At 68.3% G+C, this 11,349-nt stretch carries 11 protein-coding genes and 1 pseudogene; 4 read left to right on the forward strand and 8 right to left on the reverse strand.

All coding sequences use genetic code 11. The features are described 5' to 3' along the window. Positions 1 to 43: 43 nt before the first annotated feature. From cydB to KLK06_RS12090, 3 genes are all read right to left on the reverse strand, one after another. Positions 44 to 1,027: a cytochrome d ubiquinol oxidase subunit II gene (gene cydB / locus KLK06_RS12080; protein ID WP_214635436.1), complete on the reverse strand. Its 984-nt coding sequence runs from the start codon at positions 1,025 to 1,027 to the stop codon at positions 44 to 46. Positions 1,028 to 1,039: 12 nt separating this feature from the next. Beyond that, on the reverse strand, positions 1,040 to 2,419 hold the full coding sequence (locus tag KLK06_RS12085; RefSeq protein WP_214635437.1) for a cytochrome ubiquinol oxidase subunit I: 1,380 nt from the start codon (positions 2,417 to 2,419) through the stop codon (positions 1,040 to 1,042). Between the two features lie 123 nt (positions 2,420 to 2,542). Further along, complete coding sequence (locus KLK06_RS12090; RefSeq protein WP_214635438.1) at positions 2,543 to 4,024, reverse strand: NAD(P)/FAD-dependent oxidoreductase; 1,482 nt, start codon at positions 4,022 to 4,024, stop codon at positions 2,543 to 2,545. 100 nt (positions 4,025 to 4,124) lie between these two features. On the opposite strand from KLK06_RS12090, the gene KLK06_RS12095 reads away from it, so the two are divergent. Continuing rightward, positions 4,125 to 4,727: a TetR/AcrR family transcriptional regulator gene (locus KLK06_RS12095; RefSeq protein ID WP_214635439.1), complete on the forward strand. Its 603-nt coding sequence runs from the start codon at positions 4,125 to 4,127 to the stop codon at positions 4,725 to 4,727. A 101-nt stretch (positions 4,728 to 4,828) separates the two neighbouring features. Here KLK06_RS12095 and KLK06_RS12100 read toward each other — a convergent pair whose 3' ends face one another. Beyond that, entirely contained in the window at positions 4,829 to 5,803 is a 975-nt protein-coding gene (locus tag KLK06_RS12100) for an aldo/keto reductase (RefSeq protein ID WP_214635440.1), read from the reverse strand. Positions 5,804 to 5,894: 91 nt separating this feature from the next. Between KLK06_RS12100 and KLK06_RS12105 the strand changes: the two genes are divergently transcribed. Beyond that, a complete protein-coding gene (locus KLK06_RS12105; protein WP_214635441.1) occupies positions 5,895 to 6,530 on the forward strand; it encodes a TetR/AcrR family transcriptional regulator in 636 nt (211 codons plus the stop codon). A 75-nt stretch (positions 6,531 to 6,605) separates the two neighbouring features. Here KLK06_RS12105 and KLK06_RS12110 read toward each other — a convergent pair whose 3' ends face one another. Both KLK06_RS12110 and KLK06_RS12115 read right to left on the reverse strand, forming a co-directional pair. After that, complete coding sequence (locus KLK06_RS12110; protein WP_214635442.1) at positions 6,606 to 6,959, reverse strand: helix-turn-helix domain-containing protein; 354 nt, start codon at positions 6,957 to 6,959, stop codon at positions 6,606 to 6,608. 529 nt (positions 6,960 to 7,488) lie between these two features. Further along, positions 7,489 to 8,247, reverse strand: a complete 759-nt coding sequence (locus tag KLK06_RS12115) for a TioE family transcriptional regulator (protein WP_214635443.1) — start codon at positions 8,245 to 8,247, stop codon at positions 7,489 to 7,491. A 77-nt stretch (positions 8,248 to 8,324) separates the two neighbouring features. Between KLK06_RS12115 and KLK06_RS12120 the strand changes: the two genes are divergently transcribed. Further along, on the forward strand, positions 8,325 to 9,530 hold the full coding sequence (locus KLK06_RS12120) for an erythromycin esterase family protein (protein ID WP_214635444.1): 1,206 nt from the start codon (positions 8,325 to 8,327) through the stop codon (positions 9,528 to 9,530). A 207-nt stretch (positions 9,531 to 9,737) separates the two neighbouring features. Here the strand turns inward: KLK06_RS12120 and KLK06_RS12125 are convergent, their stop codons facing one another. After that, entirely contained in the window at positions 9,738 to 10,400 is a 663-nt protein-coding gene (locus KLK06_RS12125; protein WP_214635445.1) for a permease-like cell division protein FtsX, read from the reverse strand. After that, positions 10,397 to 10,924, reverse strand: coding sequence for an RNA polymerase sigma factor (locus tag KLK06_RS12130; RefSeq protein WP_214635446.1), 528 nt, complete (start codon positions 10,922 to 10,924; stop codon positions 10,397 to 10,399). The genes KLK06_RS12125 and KLK06_RS12130 overlap by 4 nt, the downstream gene beginning before the upstream one ends. 136 nt (positions 10,925 to 11,060) lie before the next feature. Between KLK06_RS12130 and KLK06_RS63030 the strand changes: the two are divergent. Beyond that, positions 11,061 to 11,255 (forward strand): annotated as a pseudogene (locus KLK06_RS63030) (hypothetical protein); the annotation flags it as partial. Positions 11,256 to 11,349: the final 94 nt, after the last annotated feature.

The raw sequence follows: 11,349 nt of genomic DNA on the forward strand, positions 1-11,349 counted from the left end.
CCGGGCATAAATACCGGCAATCCCATGAAACTGTTAATTGATCTCAACCGGCGCCTACTCGGTGGCGGAAGACCCAGTAGGTCCAGCTCTGATAGAGCACCACCAGCGGCAGGAAGAACGCCGCGATCCCGGTCATGATGCCGAGCGTCTTCGGTGTCGCGGCCGCGTTCTCGACGGTCAGGCTGTAGGCCGGGTTGATCGTCGATGGCAGGACATTGGGGTGGAGGACCACGAACAGGCTGATCACGGTCACCCCGATGGCGACCGCCGACAGCAGGAACGCCCACCCCTGACGGCCTCTGGCGATGGCGCCCAGCGCGGAGGCGAAGGCGAGGACGGCGAAGACGGCCAGGATGACCGTGCCGACCACGCCGCCGTAGATCTGCGTCCAAGCCAGGAAGCCCACCATGAGCACGGCCGCCGCGACGCCCGTCTTGAGCGCCACCGAGGCCGCGCGCCGGCTGATCTCCCCGCGGGTCTTCAACGCCAGGAAGACGGCTCCGTGCGTGGCGAACAGGGTCAGCGTGGTCAGCCCACCGAGCAGCGCGTAGGGGTTGAGCAGGTCCCAGAACGTACCGACGTACTCGTGGTCGGCGTCGAGTCTCACACCCCGCACGATGTTCGCGAACGCGATCCCCCACAGCAGCGCGGGCACGAACGAGCCGGCGACGATGCCCGCGTCCCATCGCAGCCGCCAGGCCACGGAGTCCCGTTTGCCGCGATACTCGAAGCCCACCCCGCGCACGATCAGTGCCACCAGGATCAGCAGCAGCGGCAGGTAGAACCCGCTGAACAGCGAGGCGTACCACTCGGGGAACGCGGCGAACGTGGCGCCTCCCGCGGTGATCAGCCACACCTCGTTGCCGTCCCAGACGGGGCCGATCGTGTCGATCATCACCCGGCGTTCCGTCTCGTTCCGGGCCACGACCGGCAGCATCATGCCGACGCCGAAGTCAAACCCCTCCAGGACGAAGTACCCGACCCACAGGACGGTGATCGCCACGAACCAGACCTCGGTGAGCTCCACTGGGCGATCCTCCTAGTAGGCGAACGACGTCTCGCCGCCGTCATGCGGCTCCGCGTCGTCGGCGGACGGTGGGGTCGCTCTGCCGTACTTGATCATGAGGCCGACCTCCACCAGGGCCAGCCCGCCGTACAGGATGGTGAAGACGATCAGCGAGGTGAGCACCGTGCCCGCGCCGACGCTGGGCGAGACGCCGTCGGCGGTCTTCATCTGGGTGAACACGATCCACGGCTGCCTGGCCATCTCGGTGAAGATCCACCCGAAGCTGTGCGCGAGGAAGGGCAGCACGACCGACCAGACGGCGACCTTCCAGACCCAGCCCGTGCCCCGGACCTGCCGGCCACGGGTCAGCCAGAGCAGGACGAGCGCCACCAGCGCGGCCAGCAGGCCGAACCCGATCATCAACCGGAAACCCCAGTAGGCGACCGGAATGTAGGGACGGTAGTCGCCCGGGCCGAACCTCCGCTCGTACGCCGCCTGGAGGTTGTTGATGCCCTCGACCTTGCCGTCGAACGAGCCGGTGGCGAGCTGTGACAGCAGGTTCGGGATCTCCAGTTGGTAGATCGGCTTGGTGCCGTCCAGCGTCCCGATGGTGAACAGGGAGAACGGCGCGGGCTGCCGCGTCTCGTAGAGCGCCTCGGCGGCGGCCATCTTCATCGGCTGGGTCTGCGTCATGATCTTGCCAAGGATGTCGCCGGAGACAAGAGTGCCCAGAGCGCCCACCAGCACCGCGGCAATGCCGAGCCGCAGAGACGGTCTGAACACCTCGAGATCCCGCTTTCTAGCCAGATGCCAGGCGGAAACCGCCATCAGGATCACCCCACCGGCCAGCCAGCACCCGAAGACCGTGTGCGGAAAGGTGGCCAGCACCACCTTGTTGGTCAGCACGGCTCCGAAGTCGACCAGCTCGGCACGCTGATTGACCTTGAAACCCACAGGCCACTGCATGAACGAGTTGGCGGCCAGAATGAAGTAGGCGGACAGCATCGTCCCGAACGCGACGATCCAGATGCACGCGAGATGCACCCTCTTCGGCAGCCGACCCCAGCCGAAGAGCCACAGCCCCAGAAACGTCGACTCCAGAAAGAACGCCAGCAACGCCTCCAGCGCGAGCGGCGCGCCGAAGATGTCGCCGACGAACCTGGAATAGGTGCTCCAGTTCATCCCGAACTGAAACTCCTGCACGATCCCCGTCACCACGCCCATGGCGAAGTTGATCAGGAAGAGCGTCCCGAAGAACTTGGTGGCGCGAAGGTAGGCGACCTTACCGGTGCGCACCCACGCCGTGTTCAGAATCGCCACCAACAGCGACATCCCTATCGTGACCGGCACAAACAGGAAGTGATACACCGTAGTAACCCCGAACTGCCAGCGCGCGAGCTCCAAGGCATCCACGACTCTTACTGTAAGTGTCCGAGTATGCACGCCTTGTCATGACGCGCCGCCAGTCGTCGGGCAGGATGCTGACAGTCCAGGTCGCATGACGAGCTCGAACACCTCCAGCATCATGTCGCCGCCTCAGGCGGTCTGACGGGTGCCGGTGATGGGGATGGTCATCATCGGCGCCTTCGCCGTGCCGGTCATCGTGTCGCCCTCGACCGAGACGGTGAACGTGACCTTCATCTTGAACGGTGAGGTGAGAGTGGCGACGAAGCCGATCTCGGTGCCGTCGACCTGCCCGTCCTGGATCGGGGTGCCGTCGAAGGCTCCGGTCAGGGAGCCAGCGGTGGCGGCGAGCCGCAGTTCGGCCTGCTGCCGGCCGCGGGGCGTGCGGAAGCTCACCGTCCAGGTGCCGTCCACCGCCGTGGCACGCGACTGCCCGCGGCGGTAGGCGGCGGCGGCCTCCCGGTACCTCTGGTGTTCCGCCTCGTGGTCGGGGAAGTCGGCGGAGCCGAAGTCGCCCGAAGCGAAGAACGAGTCGAGTCCGCCGTTGGCGGCGACGGCGTGCTGTCCCGAGCGAGGCAGCATGACGGCCTCGTATCGGGTGATCGCCTCGTCGAGAGTGGCCTCCTCGGCGATGGCGTGGGCGAGCTCGGCTCCGTCGAGCATGGCGAGGTTGACCCCGTACCCCCCGAAAGGCGCCATCAGGTGCGCCGCGTCGCCGAGCAGTGTCGCGCCGGGCGTGTGCGCCCAGGTGAGCGGGGCGGGAAGGGCGTAGATCGGGCGGTTGAGGTAGCCGCCGTCGACGTCCGTGAGGAAGGGCAGCATCTCCTCGGCCCAGCCGCTGAACTCCTTGAGCAGGAACCGTCGTACGGCGCCCGCGTCGCCCAGGTCGACGCCGGCCTTGCCGTGCCAGTCGAGGTCGGTACGCAGGGCCAGGTAGGCGCGGATGTGGCCGTTGCTGTTGCGCTGGCCGATGATGGCCCGGCCGTCGCCGTCATTGGCGAACAGATGGCCGTTCCCGACGAGTTTCGCGATCTGGGGATGACGGGTTTCCACGTCCTCAAAACGGACGTCGAGGAACGAGACGCCCGTGTAGTCAGGCGTGGCGTCGCTCAGGAGCGGCCGGACCCGAGACCAGGCGCCATCGGCGCCGATCACCAGACCCACCTCGGCGGTGACGCCGTTGCCGAACTCGAGGCGGTGCCCGCCGTCGCCGAGCGGAGTCGCGGTGACCAGCTTGTGTCCCCAGTGCACGGTGCCGGGCCGCACGTGTTCGGCGAGCATGGCGCGGAGCTGCCCGCGATCGATCTCCGGGGCGGCGGTGTCGTCCTGGTCGGGGACGAACGCGTCGAGCACGGTGCCGTGCTGGTCGAGCCGGCTCTTGGCCTGCCCTTCGAGCCGGGCGAGCTTCATGAACTCCTCGAACAGGCCGGCGTCTTCCATGGCGATCTGTCCGGTGTCGGCGTGCAGGTCCAGGGTCCCGCCGGCGTCACGGGCTTCGACGGAGGCGTCGGCGTCGTACACGGTGACGTCGATGCCGTGTCCTTGCAGGACTCGGGCGCACATCAGGCCGCCGGGGCCGGCGCCGACGATGGCGATGCGTACGGGGGATTTCATGGCGGAGTCCTTACTTAACGGGCGTTCGTTCAGCAGTGTTGACAGTAACTGAACGGGCGTTCGTTGAGCAAGTACACTGAGGCGACCGAAGGGACCATCCATGTCGACGAACACGGGAAGTGACCGGCGTACGGGCCCCGAGACCCGCGCGGAGATCCTCCGCGTCGCGCTGCGGCTGTTCACGGAGAAGGGCTACGAGGGCACCTCGACCCGAGACATCTCCAGCGCGCTCGGGATGACGAAATCCTCGCTGTACTACCACTTCCAGAACAAAGAGGAGATCGTGGCGAGCCTCGTGGAAGGGCGCCGGCACGAACTCGACGACTTCATCGAGTGGCTCGCCGCGCAGCCGCCCACCCCCGATCGGCTGGAGAAGGCGGCGCTGCGCTGGCTACAGGGCACCACTCCCGAACATCTTCAGGCCATGCTTTTCGCGCAGGCCAATCAGCCGGTCATGAGGCGGCTGGCGGAAGGCGGCCGGGATATCCGGTCGAACTTCGACCGCGTCATCGACCTGCTCGTCGACGAGGGGGCGAGCATGGAGGACCGCCTCTTGACGCGCATGGTCTTCGACACCGCCGGAGCCGCGCTCCTGTCGGCGCGGGGCACGGAGGCCGACCCGGACGATGTCATCGCCGCCGCCCGGCGCGCGACCACCGCACTCGCCCGCGCGACCACGGAAGCGACCAAAGAGGCGCTCTGAGAGCGGCTGCCCCGTGAAGCTCTCATCGCCCCTGCGGGGAAACATGCGGGACGGACGCTCCTTCCAAGAGCGTCCGTCCCGGTGAAGCAGATCGTGGGTGGTCAGTCCCAGGTCGGGAGGTACTCCGCGGGGTAGCGGGCGCCGAAGCCGCCGGCCGGGAGGATGTCGGCGATGCGCTTCAGATCGGCGTCGTCGAGGGTGAGGTCGGCGGCGCCGACGTTCTCTTCCAGGCGCTTGGGGTCGCGGGTGCCGGGGATGGGGACGATGTCGTCACCCTGGGCGAGGAGCCAGGCCAGGGCGAGCTGGGCGACGGTGGCGTCCTTGGTGGCGGCCAGGTCGGCGAGCCGGCGGGTGGCCGCCACGTTCTTCTCGTAGTTGCCGGGCTGGAAGCGGGCGTCCCAGGTGCGCATGTCGCTGGAGTCGTACTCGGCGCCGGGCTTGGCCTGGCCGGTGAGGAAGCCTCGGCCGAGCGGCGAGTAGGGGACGAACCCGATCCCGAGCTCGCGCAGGACGGGGAAGAGGATCTCGACCTCCCGCTCGAACAGACTGAACTCGGTCTGCAGCACCGACACGGGTTGTACGGCGTGCGCGCGGCGGATGGTGTTCTCGCCCGCCTCGCTCAGGCCGAAGTAACGGACCTTGCCGGCCTCGATGAACTCCTTGACCGTCCCGGCCACGTCCTCGATCGGCACGTCGGGGTCGACGCGGTGCTGGTAGAGCACATCGATGACGTCGACGCCGAGGTAGCGCAGGCTGTTGTCGACGACCTCGCGGATGTGCTCGGGACGGCTGTCGACACCGCCCTGCCGGGTGCCGGTGAAGTCGAACCCGAACTTGGTCGCGATGACCACCTCGTCCCGTACGGGTGCGAGCGCGGCCCCGACGATCCGCTCGTTCTCCCCCTGTCCGTACAGCTCGGCCGTGTCGAAGAACGTCACACCCAGCTCGTGGGCCCGGCGGACCGTCGCGGCCCCCTCCTGCTTGTCCGAGGGCCCATACGCCAGGGAGATGCCCATCGCGCCGTATCCCAGCGCTGACGCGGTCAGGCCCTGCTGTCCGAGATTTCGCTGCTGCATGGTGCTCGACCTGCTCTTTCTCCGCATGTTAGAGCGCACTTACATAAAGTAAGAGCACTCTAACATCGAGAAGAGGGGAGAATCGTTCGCCGTGAGCAGTCCCACGACACCGCGACGCGGCTACCATCACGGCGACCTGCGTGCCGGGTTGATCCGCGAGGGCATAGCCCTCCTGGCCGAGACGGGCGTCGCGGGTTTCTCGGTGGCCAAGGTCGCCGTCCGCGCGGGCGTGTCGTCGGCCGCGCCGTACCGCCACTTTCCCGATCGTGAGGCTCTGCTGGCCGCCTGCGCGGCCGCCATCCTCGCCGACATCACCGACCTGCTCGCCGCGGCGGCCGAGCAGGCGGGACCCGACCCGCTCGACCGGCTCGCCGCCACCGCGGGCGCCTACACGCGCTATGTCCTGGAGCATCGCGCCGGCATCGATCTCATCTACTCGTACGAATTCAGCGGCCCCCACCACCCGACCGTCCAGGAGCAGAGCCGCCGCCTCACGGGCGCTCTCATGGATCTGGGCTCAGCCGTCCTGCCCGCCGACGTCTCCTGGGCCGACACCGCCGACTTCGTGTACGTCCACTTGTCCACCACGCACGGCTACGCCACCCTGCTCGTGAAAGGCACCCGCCCGCCCCAGGACATCGACAGCCACGCCGCTCGCGCCGTCACCGCCGCCCGCGACCACATCACCGGATACCTCCAGCGCCTGAACAACCGTGAGACCGCATAGGGTCACCTGCCGACCTCGCGAGGGCCTGATCGGCGCTTGCGGGATCAGGCCACACGATTGACGACGTTGAAGGCGTCAACCTTCGGCCGGACGCTCTCGGGAACTGTTGATCCGCAGCGCTTCGGCGAGTTGGTCTTCCAAGATGACAATGCGGCAGGCAGCGTCCAGGGCGGTGCCCTGGTCGACGAGTTCCCGGGCCCTGGCTGCCAGACGGAGCTGGTAGCGGGAGTATCGACGGTGTCCGCCGCCGGAGCGTCGCGGCTCGATCAGTTTGGCGACGCCCAGTGCGCGCAGGAACGCGGGGGTGACGCCGAGCATCTCCGCGGCCGCGCCCATGCTGTAGGCGGGATAGTCCTCATCGCCGAATCTGTCTTCGGCCTTGCTTTGAGCGAGCGTGGCGTCGTTGCCTTCTGGGTGACTTTGATCCATAAATACCTTCCGACATGCGCACAGGGGGCCCCGGCGCGTCTTGCGCCGGGGCCCCGAAGAGGTTCAACACCATCTATCGGCCATGTGGCCGACCTTCTGTCGTCCGTATCAGCCGTATATGACGGCGCCGATGCGGGGATCGCGGATTCTTGACCGTAGACCACCTTCCGATCTGTGGAACTGCGGTGCCCGAGCGGCGCGAAAATCAGCCGGCAACGGGCGATCCCGATGGCGTTCAACACTCCCTTCTCTCAAGCGAACTTGCTCTTCCTACTTCACCTATGGCAGCGCGTCCACGGTCAGGGCCCCTTACCACTGCGCTGGCCCCGTCACGTCCGACCTTCTGCCATCACCTTCTGCTTCCATCCAGCTCATCCGGGCAGTGCGTCGTGTTGCTGGTTTCTCATGCCCGTGTGGATTCGTTCCTTGCGATGTCAGAAACATTAGCGCCCACATCCACGAATGTCTACCCTGACCGCTACAGATTTTCGATCCTGGCTGGGTTAGCTGTGGCCTCGCCGTCAGGGCGCTATGGCGTCCCCAGATAGGTGTCGAGCGCGCCCGCGCCCGTCAGCATCGCCAGGCCCCGCGTCGTCAGCCGGTCGCGCCACTCCCGCATCGTCGCCTGCAGCGGCTCCGGCCCGCCCGCCGCCCGCACCCGCTCCAGCACCCGCGCGATCTGCTCCAGCCCGTGCCCGCCCCGCCGCAACTGGTGGGCCAGCAGTACGTCACGCTCGTCGGCCGAGGTGTAGACGCGGTAGCCGGTGCGCGGGTCGCGCCGGGGCACGATCAGCCCGGCCCGCTCCCATTTGCGCAACGTCGCCGGCCGAATGCCGAGCCTGCGCGCCAGCGGCCCGATAAACGTCACACCCGACGCCGGCTCACGCGCCGACGCCAGGCCGCGCAGCGACTCCTGGTCACGCGGTGGCTTCAGCTCACGCGGCGACTCCCGGTCGCGCGGCGACGCCAGGTCGCGTAGCGCCCGTTCCACGGCCTCCAGCGTGTGCCGGTCGCCGGCCAACTGCGCGTGGCTCTCGTCGATCAGCCGCAGCGCCTCCTCGACCGCGCCGCCGTTCACGGCCCGCATGATCGCCCCCGCGGTCGCGTGGCCGTGCGCGGGGATCAACGCCAGGAACGTCCGCAACGCCGCCGCATGGCGCGGAGCATAGGCGCGGTAGCCGTGCGGCGACCGCTCGGCCGGCGGTAGGATCCCCGCCTCCTCATAGTTGCGCACCGCCTGCGTGGACAGGCCGTGCTCACGCGCCAGATCGATGGGTCGCAACCGCATTTTGAAGGTACGTCCTCGTCAACAGCCGGAAATGCCGCCAAAGTTTACACAGAAGGTTCAACGATACAGTCAAAGGAATGACGACCTCGATCCAGGACGCCGCCCATCCCTTCACCAGCGGCGCCCTCACCGCGCTCCTGCCCCCCGCCACCCGCCTGCTCGGCCTCGGCGAGCCCACCCACGGCGTCGAAGCCTTCCTCGATCTGCGCAACGAGCTCTTCCGCCACCTCGTCGAACACGAGGGCTACCGCTCGATCACCATGGAGAGCGACTGCCTGGCGGCCCTGGCCGCCGACGCGTACGTCACCGACGGCATCGGAACCCTCGACAACGCGATGAGCCAGGGGTTCAGCCACGGCTCCGGCGCCTCATCCGCCAACCGCGAGCTCCTGCGCTGGATGCGTGCCTACAACGAGCAGCGTCCTCCGTACGAGCGGCTCCACTTCTACGGTTTCGACGGCCCCCTGGAGATCAGCGGCCCCGCCGGCCCCCGTCCAGCCCTGACCGCACTGCACGACTACCTCGCCGCCCACCTTGACCTGCCCTGGAGCCGCGAGACCCTCGACGAGCTGCTCGGCCCCGACCAGCGCTGGACCAACCCGGCCGCGACAACGGATCCCACCCAGTCCGTCGGCCGCACCCCCGAGGCCAAGGAACTGCGCCTGATCACCGACGACCTGCGTACGCTACTCACCGCGCACGCCCCCCACCTGACGGCCACCACCTCCCCCGACGACCTGTGGCGCGCCGACCTGCACGCCCGCACCGCCGCCGGGCTCCTGCGCTACCACGCCGGCATAGCCGACACCGCGCCCACCCGCGTCGGCACGCTCATGCGCCTGCGCGATGCGATGATGGCCGACAACCTCGACGCCATCATCGACCGCGAGGCCCGGCGCGGACCCACCCTCGCCTTCGCCCACAACCGCCACCTGCAGAAGGACAAGAGCCGCTGGCTGCTTCCGGAGGGCTGGGGCCCACTGGGGGGCCGGACGCTGGAGTGGTGGAGCGCCGGGGCGATCGTCGGCACCCGCCTCGGCGACCAGTACGCCTTCGCCGCCACCACCTTCGGCACCCGCGGCTCCGACGTACCCCATCCCGACACCCTCGAAGGGCTCCTGTCGACTCTCCCCGACGCCCGCGCCGTCATCGATCCCGGCGGCCTAGCGGCGGCCCTAGACCGGAAGCCAACGCCCCGCGTTCCGGCCGACCACACCTACTTCGCCCTCGACCCGGCCACCATCGACCAGTCCGACGCCATCGTCTTCGTCAAGGAAATCTGAGCCACCCACGGTGGCGACGTGGGCATCGGGAGGCTACGCGGCGGTGATCCAGGCCGGGCTCCTTGCCGCCGACCTGGCCCGCCGCGCCCTCCGCTCTGCCGGCCGACAAGGCGAACCGATCGGCGGCGCGGGAGGCCCTGGAGGAGTTCGACGCTCGCTAGGCCGTCGCCGAGATCCAGGGTTTCGGCAGGCCTCAGCTGACGCGGGTCACCGCCCCTTGCCCGTGAAGGAGCACTGCTCGCCCGTTCCCAGGAGCCTCTTGACGAACCCCCAGGGCGGGCCGTTGTCGATGAGGCAAGCCTGGTCGACGCTCATGGCCACGCCGGGCAGTTCACTCGCGGCCTGGGCCACGGCCGAAGAGTCCGCACCCGCCCTGATCCTGGCGCGGAAGGACTCGGGCATGTCCGTGGGAGTTGTCGCCTTCAGGAGTTCGGGGTTGTCCTCGTACTGGCGACGGAAGTTCTCCCAGGCCTGCTGCCGGCCCTCAAACCGGACGCTCTCCACCTCAGGCCAGGCCTCCAGCGCCTGCTGGAGATTCTTCCGTTCTGTCGTGGTGATCTCGCCGCCCGCGCAGCTCGCAAAGGAGTCGCCGGCCTTGCAGAGGAAGACCGCGACCTCGGGCCCTTCAGCCGACACCGCGCCGCTCAGTGACATGGCGACGATGTTCTCCTGCGGCTCCAAGAAGGAGGTGGCGAGGCCTGCGACTGCGAGGGCCGTCACGGCGACGGTCAGGGTGGCGGCGGCGACCCTGACCAGGCCGCCTCCGGAGCTGCGGCGGGGCCGCGGGGCTGGCAACGGACGGTCATCGTCCCCGACAATCTCCGCGCGAGCCGCCATGGCGTCGCGGAGCCGCTCTTCAATGCTGTTCATGCGTTGTCTTCCAGTTCGCGAAGGAGCCGGGCCAGGGCTCGGGCGGTCATGGACCTGACGGTGCTCTGCCTGACGCGCATGGCCTCGGCGATCTCAGCGTCGGACAGGTCGAGGTAGTGGCGCATCACCAGGGCCTCCCGCTGGCGCCGGGGCAGGCGGGCCAGTGCGCGCAGCACCTCCCGCCGCGACTCCCCGATCAGCGCGGCGGTCTCCGCCGAGTCGGCCAGGCCGGCGACCGGCTCGACCCGCCGCAGCGCGACCGCCCGGCGGCGAAGGACCGACCGGGAACCATTGAGCACGCACGTCCTGACATAAGCAATCGTCGTGACCCCCGGCCGCCACATGCTATGAAGCCGAGCGAACACGTCCTGCACCACGTCTTCAGCAGTCTCTTGGTCGCCGACGAGCAGCACCGCGAACCGCACAAGACTGAGCCGATGCTGGCGATAGAAGGCGACCAGCTCAGCATCAGGGGATGCGACTGGCGGAGCCGACTTCGCCAGCCGCAAAATTTCACTATCCATGGTCTATAAACGCGCACCCCTACCGATCCGCTGCTCCTCCACCCCGAAATAACCCGGAGAAAGATTCGTCCGCCCCTGCCGAGTCGTCTCCGCCCCCAGTACGTTCACCCTCGCCGTCCGCCAGCGCGATCACCGCGAAGCGTTCGGGCAGGTGATCCGCATCATCGTCGCCGCCCCAGTTCGACGCGGGGCCGCTACCGCAAGGGCAACACCGGCCGCCCCGCGTCGGCACCCAGCCCATGCCCGTCCCCGACGACCTGTCCGCCGTGCTTCCGCGGAGCATGACGAAGACGACCTCGCCGCTTTGTCTGACTCCCCCTGTGTGTGGTGATCGTCTTGCGGGACAGAACGGGGCACGTGCGACACTCGGGATGGCGGCCCTGCCGAGCCGTCCCGGACGCCGCCGTCAGCCTGCTGGACGTGGG

It is taken from the genome of Nonomuraea sp. NEAU-A123 (assembly GCF_018603905.1).
GTDB lineage: Bacteria > Actinomycetota > Actinomycetes > Streptosporangiales > Streptosporangiaceae > Nonomuraea.

Coding starts and splice junctions, on each gene's coding strand:
- KLK06_RS12090 (WP_214635438.1), bottom strand. CDS start 4,024: ATGAAATCCCCCGTACGCATCGCCATCGTCGGCGCCGGCCCCGGCGGC.
- KLK06_RS12120 (WP_214635444.1), top strand. CDS start 8,325: ATGACGACCTCGATCCAGGACGCCGCCCATCCCTTCACCAGCGGCGCC.
- KLK06_RS12115 (WP_214635443.1), bottom strand. CDS start 8,247: ATGCGGTTGCGACCCATCGATCTGGCGCGTGAGCACGGCCTGTCCACG.
- KLK06_RS12125 (WP_214635445.1), bottom strand. CDS start 10,400: ATGAACAGCATTGAAGAGCGGCTCCGCGACGCCATGGCGGCTCGCGCG.
- KLK06_RS12100 (WP_214635440.1), bottom strand. CDS start 5,803: ATGCAGCAGCGAAATCTCGGACAGCAGGGCCTGACCGCGTCAGCGCTG.
- KLK06_RS12095 (WP_214635439.1), top strand. CDS start 4,125: ATGTCGACGAACACGGGAAGTGACCGGCGTACGGGCCCCGAGACCCGC.
- KLK06_RS12110 (WP_214635442.1), bottom strand. CDS start 6,959: ATGGATCAAAGTCACCCAGAAGGCAACGACGCCACGCTCGCTCAAAGC.
- KLK06_RS12130 (WP_214635446.1), bottom strand. CDS start 10,924: ATGGATAGTGAAATTTTGCGGCTGGCGAAGTCGGCTCCGCCAGTCGCA.